Below are 23,878 nucleotides of genomic sequence, written 5' to 3'. Positions count from 1 at the left end.
ATGGATAAGCTTTTTTAATCCATAATTTCAGCAAACCTCCTTTAATTTCGTTCTTTAATTCAGTCTCTTCCTTTAAAATTAGTCCATTATTAGCTGAAGTATTAGTCACTATTCCCAAGCAATCTTGTATTAGATACCACACTAGTTATAAAAATGAAAGGATAAAGAAAAAGAGATAAGTAACAGCAAACCTTACTTATCTCTTCACATTATTTCGTTTGTAATATTTTATATTTTTCTTCTAGCGCGTCTTTGACAAAGTCAGGTACAAAACTTGAAACATCGCCTCCAAATCGAGCGACTTCTTTTGTCGTTGATGAAGATAAAAACATATTTTCTGCTTTTGTCATCAAAAAGACCGTTTCAATCTCTGGTGCTAATCGCTTATTCGTCGTTGCAATTTGAAATTCGTATTCAAAATCTGTAACTGCACGAAGACCACGTAAAATCGTTTTAGCTCCCACTTCTTTAGCAAAATCTACGACTAATTTATCTGAACAAACCATCACTTCTACATTAGGTAGATGTGCTGTCGCACACTTTAACATCTCTACACGTTCTTCAACTGTAAATAATGTTTTCTTATTAATATTTTGCGCCACAGTGATATAAAGACGATCAAATAGTTCATAACCGCGCTCAATGACATCTAAATGTCCATTCGTCACCGGATCAAACGTTCCAGAGTAAAGTCCTACTTTATCCATTCCTATATCCTCCATGTTAACACTACTCATGAGTAATCATGAATCAATGCATTAGTTTTCATCTACTCGATTATAAATGGTAATAGCGGTAATTCCATAAATTTCACGTTTAACTTGATGAATATCTCCAATTGATTCATGAAGTTCATCCTCTTTTAAACACTCAGCCATAATAATTCCATCCATAGCTAATAACTCATTTTCATGAATAAACTCGATAATCTCATTAATACGCTGCCCCTTATACGGAGGATCTAATAAAATTAAATCGAATTGTAAACCACGTTTGACAATGGCTTTCAATGCTTTAAATGCATCATTTCGATAAATTTCAACTTGATCTTCAATTTTTAAATCTTTAACATTTTGTTTAATCGTATTAATAGCAATCGTTTCTCGATCGACAAAAATAACACGATCAATTCCACGACTTAATGATTCAATTCCTAAATTTCCACTTCCACCGAATAAATCCAATGCTACTCCACCATCAAAATAAGGGCCAATAATATTAAAGATACTTTCTTTAACCTTATCTGTCGTTGGTCGCGTATTTGTTCCTTTAACTGCCTTGATGCTACGTCCTTTTAATGTTCCAGCAACAACTCGCATTTTATCACTTCCTAATATTTTTCTAATTTAATTGTATAGAAAATATAGTTAATGTCAATATTATAATTGTAGCCGAGAGGTTACTATAAAAATAATCCCCCCTATTCTTCTATCATACTTCTCCTCTCCCTTTCACATATGGTCAAAGTATGAATAATAAGCCGCCACCCCCTAGGCGGCTTATTTTTTATTTCCCTGTATTTTAAGCACAACTGTCTCTAGTTTACTACCTCTTAACCTCCCTATTTTAAACGTTTACACAAAGACGTTTCAATGTTATAATATCCATAAATTGGATTAAAGAGGTGAGTGTGTGAAAGAGTCAATTTATATCGCAAATTTCATTAAACGCAGCAACGCCTATCTCCTTGATTTTGGAATGACTATATTATTTATTTTTATGTGTGCTTTTACCTTAATGGGCTGGTTACAAAAAGTTATCCTTATCCTTGGGTTATATCTTTTAATCTTTCTAATTCCGTGTCTAAATCAAGGTCAAAGTATAGGCAAGCTTATTTTCAAACTGAAACCACTACATTTAAAGTCACATACTCCTTTAGCTTGGTGGGAAATTCAGCTTAGAGAACTAACGAAATATTTATTATTCATACTTACATTTGGACTGAGCCATATCATCAGTTATTTCATGTGCAGTGAACGTAGCGACCATCGAACACTACATGATCTCATCTTTAAAACTGAGGTCATCGATCTAAAGCCTCAAATTAAAAATTATGAAGGCAATCAATTTGCCGAAGATGATTATTATCAAAATTACCAAACTCAACGAACAATTAGATAAAGAACCTATCAAAAAGCGCGCTATCATTAAACAGGGCGCTTTTTATTATATTAATTTTCTGGAATAAGTGGTGATGTTTCAATCGCTGCTTCACGATGATGTCTTGGGCAATAAACAATCCCACAAATGATAGCTGTTAGTGGTGAAACAAGAACTAAGCCAATACAACCAACAAACGTATGCAGAATTTCAGATGAAACTTTTTGAGAATTTAAAATAGACATTAATGGTGTTCCTTGTGCCATATAAACCATTAAAATCGTAATATAACTTCCCATATAAGCAAGTAATAACGTTGTTGTCTGACTCCCAACGACGGATTTTCCAATCGAAAGCCCCGATTTAATTAAATTTGCTCGTGAAACACTTGGATTATTTTTAATAACCTCGTCTAAAGCAGCTGAAATATCAATCGATAAATCTAAAATGGCACCTGAACAAGCTAAATAAATTCCCGCTTGAAAAATGGCCGTTAAATCTAAATGTTGATATCCTGCATAAAGTAAAGACTCTGACCAATCCATCACGGCTCCATGCATCTTAAATAGATCCCCAAATACAACAGCTAATAGACACGTCATTAAAGAACAAATCATCGAACTTATAATTGCCGTATATGCCTTTTTATTGCAACCTGCGACTAACAGCAAGGTTATAACTGTCAATAAATTTCCAACCATTAAGGCAACTAATAATGGAGGGATTCCTTTTAGCAGACATGGAATTAAAATCTTCACAATACTAAATAAAGCAAAGGAAAACGACAACAATGTCCGAACTCCAGTAAAGCCCGAAAAGGCAATGATTAGTATAACAAATAATCCAATTAAGAAAATTTGTTGATCGATTCGATAATAATCCACCATATTAGCGAAGATAACCTCATTCGATGAGTCCAACTCTAACAATACCCAAGCCTCATCGCCCGGTTTAAACATTTTATCAAACTCTAACTTTCCAGTCAGCAAGTTCATCCCTTCAACTTGTTGTCCTTTGTGTTCACCTTCTAAAATTTCAATTGTGCAACGTTGGTCCCCTTGTTGAATCATCCCCGTGGAATAAACACCCTTATTATTTACTTCAACGACTTTTGCTTTCACACCTTCTGAATTAACATAAATTTGTTTTTGAAACCCCGTTGGAATCCACCATAAAAGAGCAAGTAAAACGATAAAAACTCCAATCATAACACATTCTTTTCGATTGATTTTATTCTTTAACCACGTCAAAACAAACGACTCCTTCAAAATGATAGAGGACTGGTTTTCACCAGTCTTGTTAATTATTTAACTTAACTAGTTTTATCTCAATATGGATTATTCTTTTAAACCTGTTACTTCAACTAATTTATGATAAACATCTGTATTGTCATAAAATCCACTAAATTTTTCAGATCCTACTCCCATGGCATACACAGCTACTGGTGTTCCGGTATGTGCATATGAAGTCCATCCAATTCCCGCCTTATTATTTAAAATATGTGTTAAGCTCACAGATAATGGATCATATCCACCGTATAATAAGTCATTTTCCTCACTTGATGTACGATCTTCTACTGCTTTCATTGATTCTTCAAATCCAGCTTGTAATTTTGCTAATTCATAGTCACTTAAAACGAAGGCTTGATTTTCTTTAACTGCTGCAGCTTCATCATCAGCTGTTAATAAGCCAAAGTTTTCTTTAATCATTGGTAACATCTCTTCAAATGTTAAGTTTGGATTTTCTTCTTTTTTCGCTTTAACTAATTCATCAAATGCGACATAAGACATTTTTTGTGCGTCTAATAAATTGAATGCTGTATCATAACCAGTTGCCGCAAATCCGATACTCATACCACCTGTTTCATGATCTCCCGTAACGACAATTAATGTTTCTTCTGGGTGCTCATTAGCAAAGGCAATCGCCACATCGATTGCTGATTCAAACCCTAAAACTTCTTGAATGGCTGTCATCGCGTCATTAGCATGGCATGACCAGTCAACTTTCCCTGATTCAACCATCATAAAGAACCCTTCATCATTATCTAATACATCAATTCCTTTTTGAACGAAGTCAGCTAGTGTTAAATCTCCCTTTTTTGTATCGATATAATATGGCAGTGACCCACCATCTTGTAAAACTGGACTTACCGCATAAACTTTCCCTGAATTCTCATCTAGAGCTAAAATATCCTCTTTTGTATTGGCAATCGTATATCCATTTTCTTTAATAATTTCGAAAGCATCTTTTTGATTGTTATCTTTTCCTGTTGGTTGAGATAAGGATCCTCCTCCGAAGTAGTCAAAGTTAGATTCTGCTAATTGATTAGCAATTTCATAATACATTCCACGTGATTCAACATGAGCGTAATAGGCAGCTGGTGTCGCATGATTTAAAGTGACAGATGATACAATCCCAACTTTTTTACCAGATTCTTTCATTTGCTCAGCAATAGTTTTCGTCGCTTCTGTCTTATCAACATTTAGACCAATAACTCCACTATGCGTCTTAACACCTGATGACAAGGATGTTGCCGTTGAGGCTGAATCTGGAACAAAAGAACTAGAATTTTGTGTTGTAACTAAGCCTGTAACAGGAAATTGTGTAAAGCTTAAATTTGATGTCCTAACGTCTCCATATACATTACTCCCTTCGTAAACTTGTGCTGAGTTCACTTGAACTTGAGACATTCCATCCCCAATAAACATAAACACATATTTAGGAACTTTTGTTGCCATTTCACCTTCTTTAGCTTCTGCTGTCACTTTCGGTTCTTGTGATGTTTCACCTCTATCTATTTCATTGGTCGAACATCCTGTTATAAAGGCTAATACACCTGCTACTGATAAGATAACACTTAACCATTTTTTGAACATTATAAGTCCCTCCACCTGTTTATTATTAATCTGTATTGTTCATCAACAACCTCATTTTAACCATTATTAGATGCTTTATCCATAAATTGTGTGTTAATTTTGTGAAGAAACAGTTAATACATAGCGTATCATTTGATATTTCCAAATGATTTAGTTCACTCTTTTTTTTCTTAATCCTTATTTGTAATAGTCCCATACAAGAACATAGTTCATGGCATTCTCAACATAATGAGAAAAATATAAACATGCTTTTAATCTTCTATGCATTCACTTTATTAAAGCCATCTTTTCTTCCTTATTTTTTTGTAAAAGACTCTTTTTTATGACAAATAAATGCAAAGTTTTATTAATATCCTTTCATTTTTCAGAATAATTTCAAATGTCTCACCTTTTTGCGGAAAAAATTTTTGTTAACTATTCATTTTTTATCACAAAAAAAAGATCGCCTATTTAGCGATCTTCTTTATTAGAAGCGGAATCCTCCACGTCCTTTACCTTTTCCTTTTTTACCTTGTCCCATCATGCCACCAAGGCCAGCCATTGGATTTCCTCCACCACGTTGCATAGCGGCTGCCATACGTTCCATTTGACGTGGATCCATGTTTGAGAATTTCTTCATCATTTTACGCATATCTGTAAATTGCTTAATTAAACGATTAACTTCAGCAATATCACATCCACACCCTTTAGCAATACGGTTTTTACGACTTGCATTAATTAAATCTGGGTTTTTACGTTCTTGTTCTGTCATTGAGTAAATGATTGCTTCCACACGAGCCATTTGTTTTGGATCAATATTAATATCTTTTAATTGATTCCCTACTCCAGGAATCAGTTTTAAGATATCTTCAAATGCACCCAGTTTTTTCATTTGCTTCATTTGCTTTAAGAAGTCATTGAAGTCATATGTTGCATTCATCATTTTATCTGCTAACTTCATACTTTCTTCTTCATCAAAATTCTCTTGAGCGCGCTCAATTAATGTCATAACATCTCCCATACCTAAAATACGAGATGCCATACGTTCAGGGTGGAATACTTCTAATGTATCAAGTTTTTCTCCCATCCCCATGAATTTGATTGGAACATTTGTAATTTTACGGATCGATAAAGCCGCACCACCACGAGTATCCCCATCTAATTTCGTTAAAATAACTCCTGTTAAATCTAATTGCTCATGGAATGACTGTGCTACATTTACCGCATCTTGTCCTGTCATAGCATCAACAACTAATAAGATTTCTTGTGGTTTAACTAACGCTTTAATATCTTTTAACTCATCCATTAATTGCTCATCGATATGCAAACGTCCGGCCGTATCGATAATCACTAAGTCGTGACCATTTTCACGCGCATATGCCATTGCTTCATTAGCAATATCGACTGGATTCATTGATGTTCCTTTTTCAAAAACTGGAATATTTAATTGTTTCCCAATTGTTTTTAACTGATCAACCGCAGCTGGACGATACACGTCACAAGCGACTAATAACGGATTCTTTTTCTCTTTCTTACGTAAGTAAGTTGATAATTTCCCTGTATGAGTTGTTTTTCCGGCCCCTTGTAATCCGACCATCATAAACACAGCTGGCTTTGTATGTCCAAAGTTTAATTCAGCTGCATTTTCACCCATTAATTTCGTTAACTCTTCATTAACGATTTTAATAACTTGTTGCCCTGGTGTTAAACTTTTTAAAACAGTCTCACCAATGGCTTTCTCTTTTACTTCTTTAATAAATTCACGTACGACTTTAATATTTACGTCGGCTTCAAGTAGCGCTAAGCGGACTTCACGCATCATCACGTCAACATCTTTTTCCGTTAACTTTCCTTTACGTGTAACACTTTTTAGTGCTGACTGCAAGCGTTCTGATAATGTTTCAAATGCCATTTTATAAACCTCCTATATCTACAAGTCGCGATAAGTTTTTGCTATTTGAAAAACTTTTAATCCCTAGCGGTGGTGGAATAGATCTCTTTCAGAAATCGCTAGGTGACCCCGCGACGATAGGATGTCTTAGTCCCCAATCGTTTGTGAAACTATGACTCATCCTAAAAATATGAAATACATTTTTGTTTCTATATAAAAACATCATTCACACAGTCTAACAATAGAATGAGTTAATTTTGCACTGTAAATTTAACTGATTCTTGTTTAGTCAAGTGATTGTAACTCATACATCCATTTCACTAATTGTTCATCCGATGTATGCAACATCATCTGATCAATAATCTTTTCGCGTGCTTCACGCTTATTTAATAACTGTAACTTATCTTCATAATCCTCAAGCAACTTACCTGTGCGCTTAATATTATCAAATACTGCATTTCGGCTTACCTCAAACTGCTCTGCAATCTCACTGAGTGATAAGTCATCTTGATAATAAAGTTCGAAATACACCTTTTGCTTAGACGTTAATAACTCTTGATAAGTATCATATAGCTCATTCATTCGATTGACTTTCTCTAGCATCGTTTTGCCCCCAGTCCAATCTATCATGCCTACCGACTTATTTTAAAATCAAACGTAACATCGATTAGTTCTCGTCACCTTCAAATAAGTCTGCAAACAGACCATAAATATATTGTTCAATATCAAAATGAACTAAATCTTCTGCTTTTTCACCTAAACCAACATACTTAATTGGAATTCCAATTTCGTTACGGATTGCTAAAACAATTCCACCTTTAGCTGTTCCATCTAATTTAGTTAAAACAATTCCAGAAACATCTGTTGCCTCTAAGAATGCTTTTGCTTGACTCATTCCATTTTGACCTGTTGTTGCATCAATAACTAATAACGTATCGTGAGGCGCACCTGGTACTTCACGTTCAATGACACGTTTAATTTTTTCAAGCTCTTTCATTAAGTTAACTTTATTTTGTAAACGTCCCGCTGTATCGCATAATAAAACATCCACATTACGAGCCTTCGCTTCTTTAATAGCATCGAACATAACCGCTGATGGGTCTGAACCTTCTTTTAAAGAAACAACATCTACACCAATGCGGTCTCCCCAAACTTCTAACTGTTCAATGGCACCCGCACGGAACGTATCTCCCGCTGCCAATAATACTGATTTTCCTTTAGCTTTTAATTGATGAGCAATTTTAGCAATTGATGTCGTTTTTCCAACACCGTTAACCCCAACAAATAAAATAACTGTTAAACCTTCTTTATTCATACGTAAGTTTGAGTTAACAATCTCACCCTTGACGTAAATTTCAAATAACTTATCAACCATGATACGTTGTAACTCTTTTGGATCTGTTACATTATGCTCACGAACAGTTTCTTTTAATTGATCAATGAATTCAACAACCGTTGAAACCCCGATATCTGCCATAATGAAGATATCTTCTAATTCTTCAAATAATTCTTCATTCACATCTGTATAACTTGAAAACACTGATTGTAATTGTTTTAACAAGTTCCCACGTGTTTTCTTCATACCTTCTTTATAATGTTGCTGAGCACGTAATTCTGTCTCAGACACTTCTTTCTTTCCAAGAACGATCGATTTCAAACGATCAAATAAACCCATAGATGCCACCTCAATCATCATATTGTATTATAGTTAACTACTACTTATTGTTACTCTATCACATTTTTAGCCATCTGACTATTATTTTTCGTCATCCATATAGTCTGAGACATTATCCATGCGGACTGAAACTAATTTCGTCACTCCACGCTCTTGCATCGTCACCCCATATAAAACATCGGCTTTTTCCATCGTTCCTTTACGGTGAGTAATGACAATGAATTGCGTCTCATTACTAAATGCCTTTAAATAGTTCGCATAGCGTGCGACGTTCGCTTCATCGAGTGCGGCTTCAACCTCATCAAGCACACAAAACGGAACCGTACGAACTTTTAAGATAGCAAATAATAACGCGATTGATGTTAATGCCTTTTGACCACCTGATAATAAATTCGAAGTCTTTAACTTCGTTCCTGGTGGTTGAGCAATAATTTCTACCCCTGTATGAAGTAAATCATGAGGATCGGTCAACACTAAATCCGCACTTCCACCACCGAATAATTTTTTAAAGATCTCCATATATTGTTCACGAACCAGATCAAACGTTTCTTTAAACTTCACCGTCATCTCTTGATCCATTTCATTAATAGTCTCTTCTAACGTGGCTTTCGCTTCGATTAAATCATCACGCTGTGTCGTCAAGAAATCATAACGCTCTTTAACACGTTGATATTCCTGAATCGCTCCAACGTTAATTTCACCCAGTGCAGCGATTTGACCTTTAATACTACGGATACGTGATTTAATTTCTTCAATTGAGCCTTTTAATGGATAATTTTCATTTGCATGATCAAACGTCATCTGATACTCTTCCTCTAACTTTTTAATCATGATATCCATCTCAACATCGACTTTCCCAATTGAAACATCTAATTGATTTAATGATTCAGCCATCTTTTGTTGAACTTTATGACTTTCTCGAACTTCACGTTCAAGTGTCTCTAATTCTTGGCTGACTTTTGTTAACGTGACACGCTGATCTTGAATCTGTTCAATGATGCCTTCACGTTTTTCTTTTTTCTCAGCTAAGTTTGCTTCTAATTGAACCACTTCATCGTCATTTCCAAGTAATGCTTGTTCACTTTCAGCAATTTTATCTAATAATTCTTTTAAACGTATTCTAGCTTGTTCAGTTTCACCTTTTAAACGCTCAAACGTCGCACACTCATTATGTAATGCCGTTTCAAGTTTTGCCACATCGACTTTTAATTCAGTCATCTGTTGTAATAATTGAGATTTTAATTCTTCTTGTTGTTCAAGTTGTTCTTCTAACGTCTCAATTGTTGCTTTTGCCTCTTCAATACGTTGTTCTAGAACTAAACGATCTTCTGCTAACTGATTATTCTTCTCAACTAATTGTTTTAATTCGGCTTCATGTTCACGACGTTCAATACGAAGTAATTGCTCACGTTCATTTTGTGATTTTTCACGATATTCAAACGCTAACTTCTGTTGATTCACTTCAGACATCTTCTCTTTTAAGCGTTCACCAGCAAGTTGTACCTTTTGCAATTCTTTTTCAGATTGCTTCACGGTCTGTGCCCATTCTTCTTGAAATACTTTTGACTGTTCTAACTCATCCGTTAATTGCTGAATTTGACGTTGGCAATCTTCAATTTCATTTTTTTGACGAAGTAAAGATGAACCTTGACGCTTCACAGCCCCTCCGGTCATCGCCCCTCCAGCATTAATCACGTCACCTTCTAACGTTACGATACGATAACGATAATTCAGCTGTTTCGCTAAATTTTTCGCCACATTTAAATCCTTGGTTACAATAATATTTCCTAAAATATTTTCAACAATTTGTCGATAACGTTGATCATAGCCAACTAATTGTGAAGCTACACCTACCACATCTTGATTTCCTTGAATACGATTTTGAACATCCAGTGGTAAAAGACGTGATTTAATAACGTTTAATGGTAAGAACGTGGCACGTCCTGCGTGATGTTTCTTTAAAAAATCAATGGCTTTTTTAGCAGAATCATCATTGGTCGTGACGATCTGTTGCATGACTGGCCCTAAGACGACATCCATCGCTAATTCTAACTCTTTTGGAACCGTAACTAACTCAGCAACAGCCCCTTCAATCCCAGAGACTTGTCCCTGTTCACGAGCTTTTAAAATCTTTTTAACCCCTTCATTAAATCCAGAGAAATCTTTTTGAGCATCTTCAAGCCATTGCAAACGGTTATTCATCTTATCTAACTGATGGGTTAAATGACGATGACGATTTGTTTCCATCTCTGCCTGCTTTAAGCGTTGTTGATGTTTTTTATATAATTGTTGATATAAATCTCGTTTTTCTTTTAGCGATGTCTCAAACTTTCCATACTGTGCTTTAAATGTCTCTTGCTCTTGAACTAATGCGTCACGATCAAGTAACGCTTTTTCCTCATCCTCATTGATGCGCTCAAGCGTGGTCTCTGTTCGCTTAATCTGCTGATTAATCGCAATATATTGATTTTTAACGCTCGCTAACCGATTCACATCTTCAAAATAAGCGTCACGCGTCGTATCTAATTGAATCTTTAAGTTTTCTTCTAAATGTTGATACTCTTCAGAGACCTTCTGTAACTGTGATTGCTTCGTTTCTAACGATGTCTTCGTCTTTGTCATGGCCTCTTCAGCTGTTTTCAACTCGACTTGTGAAGTTTCTAAACGTGATTCAAGTTGTGCTTGTTGTTCTGCTAATTCTTCTTTATTAGATGACGCATTTTTATGACGTTCTTTTAAAACATCACGTTGACCTTGAAGCTTTTGAATCCATTCTGATGTTTCAACTAAATCAGCTTGTAATTGTTCCAACTGGCGCTCTTGTGCTTGCTGATTTTGCTTTAACGTATCACGACGACGTTCATCATTAGCAATTTTAGCATTAATACTGACATGCTCAAATTCAACATCTTTACGTTCCTTTTTTGAACGCTCCATTTGGTCATTTAAAGTTTTAATATCATAAGCTAACACACTAATTTCAGAATCACTACATTCTTGCTTTAACACCATGTACTTCTCAGCTTGTTCTGACTGCTTACGAAGCGGTTCAACCTGGTCCTCAAGCTCAAAAATAATATCTTGTACACGACTTAAGTTATCACTTGTTGATTCAAGCTTTCGAGTCGCTTCTTTTTTACGCATTTTATATTTTAATACACCAGCCGCTTCTTCAATAATTACACGGCGGTCTTCAACGCGCGCCTCAACGATTGCCTTAACCTTATCCTGAGAGATGATCGATAAAGAGTCATGACCAATCCCTGTATCCATAATTAAATCGACGACATCTTTCAAACGCACTTTTTGTTTATTAATTAAATATTCACTATCTCCCGTACGATAAACACGGCGCGTAATACTGACTTCTTCATAATCAATTGGTAAACTTCCACAACTGTTATCTAAAACAAGCGTCACTTCAGCAAAGTTTAATGGTTTACGAGTTGATGTTCCGGCGAAGATAATATCTTCCATCTTCCCCCCACGTAAACTCTTAGCTGACTGCTCACCTAGTACCCAACGAATCGCATCGGAAATATTACTTTTTCCGGATCCATTCGGTCCAACGACCGCAGTGACACCTTGTTCAAATTCAACGACAGTTTTATCTGCAAAGGATTTAAAACCAATTGTCTCAATTCTTTTTAAATACATACGTTTCATCCTTTATCTACATTCTTAACTTTATTATTATACCGAATGTTTGTCGTAAAATAAAGGGACAACGCATGAGTTCAAACATTAGTTCTATCCTAAATTCCAACGTCTGATTAAAATAAGACTTAGTTGTTTAAAGCCTTATAAAAATTCCCGTGTAAGGTCCAAACATCTTGAGCAAAATTACTCATCATTGTCATAGTTCGACACTTCTGTCGATCATAAGAACTAATAAAACTAATTCCTGGATCACTCCCTTGTATAAACGGAAGATAGTGACCATCATCTAACGATTTAAGCCATACCCCGTAACCATACCAATCTTCCTTCACTTGAGGAGATAACATTTCATTCACCATCGGTTGAGAAATTAATCTTCCTTTCATCAAACACGTCCAAAAGCGATCCATATCTTTTGCTGTTGTATAGGCTCCTCCTGCTCCGCTTCCTTTCACATCAAGGCTATAAATATTGCTGTAATAAGTTTGTGTCTCTTCATCTAGACAATAACCCGTTGCACAGTGAAGTGGTAATCGATCAAGCTCATAATAGCCAGTATCCTCCATTTCACAAGGAGTAAAAATGATTTTTTCTAAATAACGATCAAACGGTAATTTAGTGACAGCTTCAATGATTAACCCTAAGACTACATACCCGGCATTATTGTACTGAAACTTTTGCCCCTTCGGAAATGCCATGCGTTTATGAAGAAATAAGGGAAGTAAATCTTGAGACGTTCGAATTCGGTAATTCGGATAATTCTCCCATAACTTCGCATAGTCCGTACAAAGCGACTCATCAAAATAATCAGGTAATCCTGACGTATGTGTCAATAATTGACGAACCGTAATATTTTTATCAATATGATGCCAATCAAAGGGTAAGAGTTGGCCAAGTGTGCTATCAAAAGAAATAAACTTCCCCTCAATAAGTTGTAAAATGGCCACTGCAATAAATACTTTGCTTCCTGATGCCATAGGAAATTTTGTTTCTAATCGATTGAGGCGTTGATTGGCAAGATCAGCCTCTCCATACGCTTGTTTAAAAACCCATTTTCCATGCTCCTCAATTGAAATAACCCCTTTAAAATCTTCTTTAACTAAGTTTCTCATCTATTTATTCGCTCCTTTAGTTCTATTCAATCTCTTTATTAAACTGTATTAAAAAACAGACTACTTCATGAATAAGCAATCTGTTTTTTATGTGGTTTATTAAATTTCAATGGTCGTATGATCAAGCCACTGCCACTTTGGCCGTGCTTGTTTAATCTCATGAACTAATCGGTGGAGAGCTAAATCTTTTTGCTTGGCTTCAATCATAACATCAATATCTTGATTTAACGGTTTAATTAAATCTAAAAATCGTAGGATATCGTCTACTTCAATAAAATCAGCATGACGACGATCAGTCTCAAACTCCTTCGGACTTGACACATGAATTTTAGGTGGCCAATAATCGGCTTCCCACGTCTTAAAAATAGATTCTACCATTGATTCTAATGATTCTCCTTCATTATAGCAACGATGATGATGAATATCTAATACCATTGGTATATGCAGTCGTTGACAAAGACCTAAAACATCTGAAGCCGAATAGGTCTTATCATCATTTTCTAAAATAAGTGCCCGTTGAAGACGTGAGGGTAGCCGCTCAAAGGTATGTATAAATCGTTCTAGTGCCGCCTCTTTTCCACCCGCTTTTCCTCCCACATGAAGGACTAGCTTTCCATGCTCCATGTCAAATAAATCAAATAAATCTAATTGATGCTCAAGTGTACGAATCGAAGACTCGATAACCGATTCATTGACACTATTTAAGACATTAAACTGATCGGGGTGCGCATCGACTCGCATATTAGACTGTTTGATTAACTTAGCTACTTCGTGACATTCGGTCTGAATCACTTTTGAATAATTCCATACCACATCTTGATGGGTGGCAAGTGGAATGAGTTTTGACGTGAGGCGATAAAAATGAATGTCATTTTCAATGTTATACTTTAAAATTTTTATTAAATCAATTAGATTCGATTGAGTCACTCGTTTAAGTAAACTTAAACGTTCCCTTTCAGACTCAATAGATGAATACTTCTTATATGTCACAGGAGATGAACTTGTAACTTTATCTAAACGCATCGCAATCGCAACATAACCAAATCGAACTCTCATAAAAAACACCCTCGGATTCTTTAATTTACTGTTAGTTTATCCAAGGGTATTAAAACTATTTATTTTCCTGGTTAAGTTCCTCTTCCATTTGTTGATCAGCACGCGAAGCAACCACTAAACAGCTATAGATAGTTAACTCAATAAAGGTCACCGCACTTCCAACTACAAAACCACTCCAAAACATCTAATCACCATCCTTTACTTTGTTCGACTACAAGATTTATTGGCTGCATTACCATTAACATCATTTAATTCCTTTCACAAAAAATGACGACAGAAATCAAATTTTTTTTGATGTCCAAAAGCACTGCTTCTTATATAGTGTATGAAACAGTTCATCAAAGGAGCAAATCAAGACACTGAAACTTGTGGTGAAGGAGAAATGGTTGTCTTTTCCTCCTTTAGTCCATTAAGTGCCTCATAAAATTCATGACCATTCATCAACTTGATACCATTTCGACTTGCAAACAATAACGCCTCTTCTTCAAAATCACTCGTACTTAAAGCGATAGCTATATCTGCCTGAATGTCATAATCTTTCATACTTCCATAAAACTCACGAATTTCTTTTAAAGTCACTAGCTCGCCAAGAGCAAAATCTAATCCTTCAGGATCCGTGTATAAGTTTTCAATCATCGGAACGCGTTTAAAATATTTTACTATAATTTTTTGTCCCTGATTCCACATCATAAAATCGTAACCACATGTTATTGGATTCGAGCTGACTTCAAGCTCTTCATATCCTTGAAGCTCAAAAAAACGCTGTAATAACTCATGGAAGAGTTCATCATTCAATTTATCTAACTGTTCAAACAGTAACAACTGACTTAGCTGAATCCGTCGTCGATCATTCTCTTTTGCATACTGCTCCACCGCTAATTTCCGTTGGTTTTGTTTATATTTAATGATGAGTAAACTCACAATGGTTAACAGTAAAATAATGAGATACCAATCCCACATCTGCCAAGAGGCAACCCAATCGGTAAACCCATAAAAAAAGTTAAAAATGACAAATGCAATAATCAAATAAGCTATATAAACGACTCTTTTTTCCATTATATCACCTACTTTAGTATGAGAAAAGAACCGTATTTTTAAACAAAAATTACCAAAAAAATAAAAAAACGCCCCAATATGAGACGTTTACAACACTTCTTTTCCAAATGGCATTAAGGATAACATCGCTAATTTTAGCGCTTGTCGCGCAAACGGAATACCAACAATTGTCACTGTTAGAAAAATCGCACTAACTAAATTAACCAGTGCTAATTCTAAACCACCAAATAAAAGCCAAACAATATTTAAAACAAAAGTTCCACCCGATGTATTCACCGTTACAACTTCCTTTCCAAACGGTGCAAATTGTAACTTAGCTAGTTTAAAACATTGAAGTCCAACTGGAATCCCAATAATGGTCAAACACCATAGCGCTCCAAAAAAGCACCAGATGAGAGCATTAATAAATCCTCCAAAAATCATCCAAATTAAATTTCCTAGACACGACATATTTTCTCCTCCTTTATTAAATAATATGCCAAATGATGATCACTTACTTCATGATTTTTTTGATCCATCGTAAACGATTCTGATAAGGTGGAAATACGAGTGGAACAGAAACCTTCGTTGAACGTTTAACAATCGCTTTTTCATACGTAAACGTCTCAAAACTTGATTTTCCATGATAACGCCCCATACCAGATGGGCCCACTCCACCAAAAGGTAAATAATTAGATGCTACCTGTGTTACAACATCATTAATACATCCCCCTCCAAAGGCATAACGTTGAATCAAATGATTCGCAAAGGTCTGATTTTCAGAAAAAACATAAAAAGCAAGAGGCTTAGGATGCAAAGCTAGACACTGATCAATCTCATCAAGCGTTCGATAACTCATCGTCGGTAATAAAGGTCCAAATAACTCTTCTTCCATTAAAGAATCATCTAGAGAAACGTGTTTAAAAACGGTTGGAGACACATATCTCTCATCAAGTCTTACCTCACCTCCAATAATGATCTTTTCGCGGTTCTCTTCAATGAGCTGAGCTAAGCGCTTCGTATGCTGGACGGTTACGATGTGACCATAGTCCTCACTTAAATATGGATTCTCACCATAAAATCTCATCAACACTTGAATCAGTTCCTCTAAAAAAGCTTCATAGATTTGATGATGAACAAGGACATAATCTGGCGCCACACACGTCTGACCGTTATTCATAAATTTTCCCCAAGCTAAACGCTTAGCTGCCCGCTTCAAATTCGCTGTCTCATCAATAATCACCGGAGACTTTCCTCCCAGTTCGAGTGTGATTGGAGTTAAATGTTGACTCGCTTTTTGCATGACAATTTTACCAACTCGTACACTCCCGGTAAAGAAAATATAATCAAATGGTAAATCAAGCAGTTCCTGATTAATCTCAACTCCACCAGTTACAATAGAAACATACTCATTACTAAAGGCTGTTTCTATTAATGAAACTAATACTTTTTCAACGGTTGGGGTAAGCTCTGAAGGTTTTAAAATGGCGCCATTTCCACCTGCAATGGCTCCTACTAATGGTTCTAATAAAAGTTGAACGGGATAATTAAAAGGTCCAATAATTAAAACGACGCCGTAGGCGGATGGATAAACAGAAGATGTTCCGATTAATTGGGCTATATCGCTCTTCACACGACGAGGACGTGCCCATTTCTTTAAATGCTTTATCGTATAATCAATGGACGAATAAATGAAACCAATCTCTGAGGTGTAAGCTTCAAAAGAAGACTTTCCTAAATCTTTTTTCAGTGCCTCTTCTAACTCTGTTTCGTACTGCTTAATTGCTTGCTTTAATTGCATTAATGCCTTCAGTCGTTGTTGAATTGAGATGGGTCCGTGGTGATGTAAATAAGATTTTTGTCGTTGTAATTGTTCATTTAAGTTCATGTGATCACCTCAAGAAAGAAAAAAACCTCTGCAAGGCAGATGGGCTCTTCTATTTATTTTTATAACGTCGGTTTTCTTTACGATTAATGTAAAGACCGGCTAAGATCGTAATAATAACTGAAATAATAGAAACAATTAAAAAGCCGTATTTATTCTCTTGGAATGGGACGGGAACATTCATTCCCCAGAAACTTGAAACGACGGTTGGAACCGCAATAATCACTGAGACGACCGTTAAAAATTTCATGACCATATTCAAGTTATTTGAAATAATTGTTTCAAAGACATTTAAGTTGCTACTTAAGATGTTTCCATAAATTTTTGACATGTCAATCGCCTGTTTATTTTCAATGATAACATCTTCTAACATTTCAGCTTCCGGTGTATCATTTTTTTCAAGCTTGACTAAACGTTCTAATACAATTTGGTTTGAACGAAGGGATGAAGACATGTAAACTAAACTTTTTTGTAAGTCCAACATTTCGATTAAATCTTCATTTTGTGGTGAGTGACGTAAGGCACGCTCAACTTGGCTACTCTTACGTTCAATAACACGTAAATAACCTAAGTATTGAATCGAGATCGTATATAAAATTTGATAAATATGTGCATTGATACTTGTTGTTGTGACTTTTAAGCGTTTGCTAAATACATTTAACTCTTGTGTACATAATGTTAAAAGCATGCGATCTGTTTTAACAATCCCAAGTGGGACAGTTGAGTAATACGTATCAGACTCAAATGAGACAGGAACGTCGACGATAATCATCGTAAAGTTATCTTCAATTTGAACACGTGAACGCTCTTCTTCATCAAGTGCTGTAATAACTGTTTCATACTCTAAGTCATGTGCTTTACATAATGTTTCTACTTCTTGATGGGTGGGATTAATTAAGTTAACCCACTCAAACCCGCCACTTGTTAGTGAATTAATGAAATTCACTTCACTTCTCATCGAATCACCTCTTATAGTCTCACACGATGTCATCGACACTTGGTGACATCCATGTGATTAATTTAATTGTCCGTATGGGAATGGAATCTTCCACTTGATGTCACCTCCAACTGTCTCATAAACATAGTAAAAGAACAAAAACTAGTATTAAACTTAGTCTTTGCACCCTTTAAAGAAATATAACAGGATTCTTTTCCTTTTCAAGTATACTACTAATCATTAGAATTGACCACCTTCAGACGTAAGTTTTTTCACCTGTCGACAAATATAATGGAAACGAGTGCGAAATTTTTATAAAAAGCGTAAATTTCGAGAAATTCCTATGAGAATTATAAAATAAAAATCGGATATTATTAACTTTTTCAGACAATTTCGATATAATGAATATATTGTAATTATGGACATTACGAAAGGATGTGACAGTTTGAATAAAGTAAATATTCCCGAAAAACTTGTACCTGAGGTAACGAGTAACTTGCGTAAAAATTTCGTTCGTGTCCCAGATGTGATTCGAAATGCAAGTGGAATCCGTATCTTTGGTAAACGATTAAAATCATTTATCTTTACAACAGACGTAGCAATTATTAAAAATACAAATGCAGACGCGGTCATTGCCGTCTATCCATTCACTCCACAACCAACGATTACTCAAGCGATCATGTCCGTTTCAGACATTCCTGTTATTTGTGGTGTTGGTGGAGGACTAACACATGGAACGCGTTCAGCAAACATTGCCTTACATGCCGAATTCCAAGGTGCTATTGCCGTCGTTTTAAATGCACCCACACCTCGTGAAACCATTGAATACGTTAAGGAAACGATTGATATTCCTGTCGTCGTGACAGTTGTTTCTGAACATACAGATGTTCAATCTCGTATTGATGCTGGAGCTGATATCTTAAATGTCAGTGGTGGTTCTAAAACAGCTAGCATTGTGCGTAAAATTCGCCAACAATACCCAACCATTCCGATTATCGCAACTGGCGGACCAACCGATGAATCAATTCTTGAAACCATTGCAGCGGGAGCAAATGCTATTACCTATACCCCCCCAACAAATGGAGAATTATTTCGTGTAAAGATGGATCATTACCGTGAAATTGAAAATAGCGTTCAACAAGATGAACCCATTGATAAAATTCACGAAGAAGAGTTAGCTTTAACCGAATAAATAAAACTCCCTTAAACAGGGCGTTCAACTAAACCACCATATTAGATGGTGGTTTTTCATTTTCCTGTCTAGCTCATAAAAAACAATCATTTTATTAGTAACGTTTCACGCCTCTCACTATCTTTAAATATAAGAAAAGACAAAATTCTTTTAATCAAGATTATATACCAACTGTGGCTCTAGTCTATATAAATCCAAATCAGTTTTTCAGATGATAAAAACTTTTAAGCCATACTAGAGGTAGATACATTCTCTCCAAAAATGCCAGGGAACCCATACCCTAGCAGTGGAGGATACATTTTCTCAAAAATGCCAGGGAACCCCTGAACAATAGTCTGCCTTGATTGGTAAAACAGATCAGTATTTTTTATTTGCTACTTGAGAGGTAGACTACTTATCTATTTATATATATAAGTCCAGATAAGTTTTTTACATCGTAAAAACTTTTAGCTGGACTATAGTCTGCCTTGCACGGCATAGCTATTCCATATTTCGGTTGCTGTATTAAATGTAGAAAACATTTCTGTTTATATATAGAACTCATATCCAAAACTTTAAACAATAAGTTAAGCTATACTTAAAAGAGGATTTCTGTATCCCTGCCGTCATCTTCTTCTAACTCCATTTCCTACTCATGAAACGTTAGATTATCTTCAATAACAGCTAGTTGTTGTACTGATAACGCACTGTATGACCAAACTATCTTATTTCACTTCTCCTTTTAATTGATGACTAACGATAAAAGAAGAACTAAAACAGAAGCACTGAAAAAAATAAAGCTAGGTAAAAAGAAAAGATAAATAACTAAAAAGCCTTAGAAAACAGAGCCATTCAGCTCGTTTCTCTAAGGCTTTTTAGCGTTTTAGTATGAATGAATTTATTCTAATAAATAAATGTTTGAGTACCTTTTAGAACTAACTATTCATAGCGTAAGGCATCAATTGGATTTAAGTTTGCTGCTTTAATGGATGGTAATAATCCAAAGACAATTCCGATAATCATTGAAAAGATGACTGATAAAACGATAGCCGGTACACTAATGGCCACTGGCGTTTGAGAAATTCGAGAAATGACTTGAGCCAGTCCAACACCGACTAATACCCCAATGACACCACCTAAACTTGTTAATACTGCGGCTTCAGTTAAAAACTGTGTGAGAATCACACTTTTTCGGGCTCCAATGGCTTTTTTCAATCCAATTTCACTCGTACGTTCTGTAACAGAAACGAGCATAATATTCATCACACCAATTCCACCAACAAGTAAAGAAATACTTGCAATCCAAATCAACTGTTGATTCGTTGCGGCACTTAATTCTTGTAATTGTTTAGCCTGTTCTAAAACATCGGTTGCTTTATATTGTACATTATTGTCTCCTAAATACATATTTAATAAATCTGCACTTTCTCGCCCGACTTGTCCCATCGCATCCGTATCAGTTGCCTTAACAACTAAATGTTGCGGCTCATCATAACTATAAACGATTGGCCAAGCAGCATTTGGAATATAAAGGGCTCCACCGTTATCTTGATGATACATATAATAATCTTCAATCGAATGAATCACAGGTGAGAAGCTACTTGGTAGTGAAACAACACCAACAACAATAAATGGTTCCCCCATAATCTCAATTGTTTTTCCAATGGCATCAGTTCCTTGGAAGATACTTGTTGCCGCATTTTGATCTAAAATAACGACCTTACGAAACTCTTCATAATCTGATGGAATAAATGAACGTCCCTGTTTAATCAAATATCCTGTCGTTTGGAAATAATGCTCATCAATTCCTTTCACTGATGCCCCATCTAATACCGTATTTTGATAATAAATACTATCAGCATAGCTTCGACTCACATAGAACGAAGCATTTTCTACATTTTCAATCGCTTTAACTTCCTCTAAAATATCACTCGTCATCACAGGAGTTCCATAAGGCACTTGTCCTGCATCGACTTCATAACCATCTTGGCTTAATTTTACATTTACTACATTATTTCCTGATCCAATTAAATTTTGCTTAATTTGTTCATTCGTTCCCTTAATCGTTGAGACAATAGCGATAATCGCAGCAATCCCAATAATAATCCCGAGCATAGTTAAAAATGAACGCATTTTATGGGACCAGATTCCTTTTAACGATAGTTGAATATTTTCTATCATATCTAGTACCCCCACATATTTGTCATCTCTTTAGCTTTGACACCATCTTTAATATTTTTAGTATATGGGAAGGCCACTTGATCATCTTCATTAACACCTGAAAGAATCTCCATATACGAACCATAAATGACTTTCCCTGTTTGAATGTATTCCTTTTTCAGACGGAAGTCTTCATCAACTTTATAGACAAACTTGCGTCCATTTTCATCACCAATGTAAGCCATGTCTAAATATAAAGCATTTGAATTTTCAACGTTTTCTTGAACTCGAACCGAAACAGACATATTATTTTTTAAATCGGTGGCATCTTCAATATAAGCGACAAAAGGATACTTAGAAACATTTTGATTCCCATACGAATACGGATCATCGACTGGGTATGGATATATCTCTGTGATAGAAGCAATATAACTATTTCCTGTATCCCATGACATCACCTCTACCATTTGTCCAGGTTCCACCTCATTTAATTGGTATTCTGTTAACGTTCCTTTTAAATAAAGGCCACTATCACTACTAACAACAATAAATGCTGATCCTTCAATCGAACCGACACTTGGATCGCCAACTTTTTTGACCACTCCGTTAACACTACTACGAACCGTTAAATTTTCAATTTCTTTTTTAATCTTCTCTTCTTTTAGAAGTGCCTCTTTATAATCAAGTTCTAATGTTTGAATCTCTGTCTTTTTTTCCTGAATTAATTGTGCTAACTCCTCTTTAGTATACCCTTCTTGTGGTAAATCAGGGAGATCTGGTGAGATATCAGGTTCCTCTTCAGGCTCCTGATCTGGATATATCGGCTGTTCTGGTTCTTCTTCTGGTTTTTGATCAGGCTTCTCCTCATGATCTGGTTGGTTTTGTTCAGGTTCATCAGGTATACTTTCTTTAAAATAGTCACTAACTGTTATTTCAATAAACTCTGCTGGAATTTCTAAGCTTGATCCATCTAATACTTTAATCATTGGTTGTGATCCATCATCCGATAAAAGAGTCAAACTTAACTGAATCGGTTGTGAAATTTGAGTTTGTCCCACTTCATCTAACCCCTTTAAACGATATAAGAATGACACATTTAACTTGGCTGAAGCTTTAACTTCTAAAGAATAAGTTCCATCCTCAAGAGGTGTTAACGCTGTGGCATAGGTTAAAACTTCTTCTTGTTCTCCTTCTGTTGTTCGTGTTCTTGTTAATGACACGGGCATTGTGGTCACTGGGTTTCCTTCACTTTTTGCAATCGGTTGAGTTGAATTTAATTTTTGTAACTGACGTTTAGCTGAATCAATGTTTACTTTTAAACTTTCGATAGTTAGTCGCTGCATTTCAAGTTCCAACTCAACTAACGTACTATCATAAACTAACAATGGATCGTTAATCGATACTTGTTGTCCTTCTTGAACCAGTACCTCTTTGATTACCTTGCGATCTTGAAGCATGACCTCTTGTGTCATATCCGATGTAACATAACCATCTGATTCATTCACGTCGCCCCACCATGACGTACTAATGTACGCAACAGGTTGTACCTCAATCGCTGAGCCGCTACTTAGTTGCTGATAAGCATAAACTCCTCCACCAATCAAACCAAATGAAAGCAACGAAGCGCCAATTATTAAAGGTGCTTTTTTCATCGATCCACGCCCCCTCTCTCTGGATGATAAACAATCTCTCCATCTAAAATTTCTATCTTTCGATGAGCTTGGTCTGCAATTGCACGATCGTGAGTAATCATTACAATTGTGACGCCTTCTTCATTTAGCTTCTTAAAAAGTGACATAATTTGCGCACCAGACTTGCTATCCAATGCACCTGTCGGTTCATCCGCTAGTAAAATGCTTGGATTATTTACCATCGCCCTTGCAATCGCAACACGTTGTTTTTGTCCCCCTGAAAGCTGAGTCGGTTTAAAGTGTAATCGTTCACCTAATCCAACACGCTCTAAAGCCAACGTCGCTCGTTGACGACGTTCCTGTTTTGAAACACCAGCGTAAGTCAATGGTAACTCTACATTCTCAAGCGCACTTTGGCGTGATAACAATTGAAAGCTTTGAAAAACAAATCCAATTTCTTTTAATCTTAAATCTGATAACTGTACATCATTTAATTTTGAAACATCTAATCCATTAAGATGATAACTTCCTGATGAAGGGAGGTCTAAGCAACCTAATATATTCATTAAGGTTGACTTTCCTGATCCTGAAGGTCCCATGATGGCGACATATTCTCCCGCTTCCACTTCAAACGTAATATTTTTTAGGACAGGGACTTCAAGTTTATCTTGTAAATAGTGTTTATTAATATTTTCTAACTGTAAAATCAT

At 35.7% G+C, this 23,878-nt stretch carries 20 protein-coding genes; 2 read left to right on the top strand and 18 right to left on the bottom strand.

All coding sequences use genetic code 11. The annotated features are described in order from the left end of the window. Positions 1-209: 209 nt before the first annotated feature. Entirely contained in the window at positions 210-707 is a 498-nt protein-coding gene (coaD, locus tag NEH75_RS02715) for a pantetheine-phosphate adenylyltransferase (RefSeq protein WP_055274935.1), read from the bottom strand. A 51-nt stretch (positions 708-758) separates the two neighbouring features. After that, entirely contained in the window at positions 759-1,319 is a 561-nt protein-coding gene (gene rsmD / locus NEH75_RS02710; RefSeq protein ID WP_262948496.1) for a 16S rRNA (guanine(966)-N(2))-methyltransferase RsmD, read from the bottom strand. Positions 1,320-1,632: 313 nt separating this feature from the next. Here rsmD and NEH75_RS02705 point away from each other — a divergent pair, with 313 nt between their 5' ends. Further along, a complete protein-coding gene (locus NEH75_RS02705) occupies positions 1,633-2,121 on the top strand; it encodes an RDD family protein (protein WP_262948495.1) in 489 nt (162 codons plus the stop codon). A 50-nt stretch (positions 2,122-2,171) separates the two neighbouring features. Here NEH75_RS02705 and NEH75_RS02700 read toward each other — a convergent pair whose 3' ends face one another. The 13 genes from NEH75_RS02700 to NEH75_RS02640 form a co-directional block, all read right to left on the bottom strand. Beyond that, complete coding sequence (locus NEH75_RS02700; protein WP_238580538.1) at positions 2,172-3,350, bottom strand: YibE/F family protein; 1,179 nt, start codon at positions 3,348-3,350, stop codon at positions 2,172-2,174. A gap of 87 nt (positions 3,351-3,437) precedes the next feature. Further along, positions 3,438-4,976, bottom strand: a complete 1,539-nt coding sequence (locus tag NEH75_RS02695; protein WP_055241503.1) for an alkaline phosphatase — start codon at positions 4,974-4,976, stop codon at positions 3,438-3,440. 466 nt (positions 4,977-5,442) lie between these two features. After that, complete coding sequence (ffh, locus tag NEH75_RS02690; protein WP_212723841.1) at positions 5,443-6,867, bottom strand: signal recognition particle protein; 1,425 nt, start codon at positions 6,865-6,867, stop codon at positions 5,443-5,445. 264 nt (positions 6,868-7,131) lie between these two features. Beyond that, a complete protein-coding gene (locus tag NEH75_RS02685) occupies positions 7,132-7,449 on the bottom strand; it encodes a putative DNA-binding protein (protein WP_055304368.1) in 318 nt (105 codons plus the stop codon). 64 nt (positions 7,450-7,513) lie between these two features. Further along, positions 7,514-8,521 carry a signal recognition particle-docking protein FtsY gene (gene ftsY / locus NEH75_RS02680; protein WP_055241510.1) on the bottom strand — a complete coding sequence of 336 codons (1,008 nt, stop codon included), beginning with the start codon at positions 8,519-8,521 and terminating at the stop codon, positions 7,514-7,516. 81 nt (positions 8,522-8,602) lie between these two features. Next, entirely contained in the window at positions 8,603-12,178 is a 3,576-nt protein-coding gene (smc, locus tag NEH75_RS02675) for a chromosome segregation protein SMC (RefSeq protein ID WP_262948494.1), read from the bottom strand. 128 nt (positions 12,179-12,306) lie between these two features. Then, entirely contained in the window at positions 12,307-13,293 is a 987-nt protein-coding gene (locus NEH75_RS02670; protein ID WP_055304372.1) for a serine hydrolase domain-containing protein, read from the bottom strand. A 99-nt stretch (positions 13,294-13,392) separates the two neighbouring features. Further along, the gene (gene uvsE, locus NEH75_RS02665) at positions 13,393-14,349 is read right to left on the bottom strand and encodes a UV DNA damage repair endonuclease UvsE (protein WP_055304374.1); all 957 of its coding nucleotides are present in this window, start codon (positions 14,347-14,349) and stop codon (positions 13,393-13,395) included. A 55-nt stretch (positions 14,350-14,404) separates the two neighbouring features. Further along, positions 14,405-14,533 carry a hypothetical protein gene (locus tag NEH75_RS02660; RefSeq protein WP_262941015.1) on the bottom strand — a complete coding sequence of 43 codons (129 nt, stop codon included), beginning with the start codon at positions 14,531-14,533 and terminating at the stop codon, positions 14,405-14,407. 167 nt (positions 14,534-14,700) lie between these two features. Beyond that, positions 14,701-15,405 (bottom strand): restriction endonuclease, encoded by a 705-nt coding sequence (locus NEH75_RS02655; protein ID WP_055241519.1) that lies wholly within the window; start codon positions 15,403-15,405, stop codon positions 14,701-14,703. An 87-nt stretch (positions 15,406-15,492) separates the two neighbouring features. Further along, complete coding sequence (locus NEH75_RS02650; RefSeq protein WP_262941017.1) at positions 15,493-15,855, bottom strand: YccF domain-containing protein; 363 nt, start codon at positions 15,853-15,855, stop codon at positions 15,493-15,495. A gap of 43 nt (positions 15,856-15,898) precedes the next feature. After that, entirely contained in the window at positions 15,899-17,272 is a 1,374-nt protein-coding gene (locus tag NEH75_RS02645) for an aldehyde dehydrogenase (RefSeq protein WP_262941018.1), read from the bottom strand. A 49-nt stretch (positions 17,273-17,321) separates the two neighbouring features. After that, positions 17,322-18,227 carry a magnesium transporter CorA family protein gene (locus NEH75_RS02640; protein ID WP_055241527.1) on the bottom strand — a complete coding sequence of 302 codons (906 nt, stop codon included), beginning with the start codon at positions 18,225-18,227 and terminating at the stop codon, positions 17,322-17,324. A 424-nt stretch (positions 18,228-18,651) separates the two neighbouring features. On the opposite strand from NEH75_RS02640, the gene NEH75_RS02635 reads away from it, so the two are divergent. After that, positions 18,652-19,398, top strand: a complete 747-nt coding sequence (locus tag NEH75_RS02635; RefSeq protein WP_055274919.1) for a hydrolase — start codon at positions 18,652-18,654, stop codon at positions 19,396-19,398. 918 nt (positions 19,399-20,316) lie between these two features. Here the strand turns inward: NEH75_RS02635 and NEH75_RS02630 are convergent. From NEH75_RS02630 to NEH75_RS02620, 3 genes are read right to left on the bottom strand one after another with little or no spacing between them, the layout of a single operon-like run. Further along, positions 20,317-21,558 (bottom strand): ABC transporter permease, encoded by a 1,242-nt coding sequence (locus NEH75_RS02630; RefSeq protein ID WP_055304378.1) that lies wholly within the window; start codon positions 21,556-21,558, stop codon positions 20,317-20,319. Positions 21,559-21,560: 2 nt separating this feature from the next. Continuing rightward, complete coding sequence (locus NEH75_RS02625; protein ID WP_055304380.1) at positions 21,561-23,189, bottom strand: hypothetical protein; 1,629 nt, start codon at positions 23,187-23,189, stop codon at positions 21,561-21,563. Continuing rightward, positions 23,186-23,878 (bottom strand): ABC transporter ATP-binding protein, encoded by a 693-nt coding sequence (locus tag NEH75_RS02620; protein ID WP_262948493.1) that lies wholly within the window; start codon positions 23,876-23,878, stop codon positions 23,186-23,188. Before NEH75_RS02620 ends, NEH75_RS02625 begins: the two co-directional genes overlap by 4 nt.

Origin of the sequence: Turicibacter sp. T129 (assembly GCF_025594975.1) — a bacterium.
GTDB lineage: Bacteria > Bacillota_I > Bacilli_A > MOL361 > Turicibacteraceae > Turicibacter > Turicibacter bilis.
This window is presented reverse-complemented; position numbering and strand designations above follow the sequence as displayed.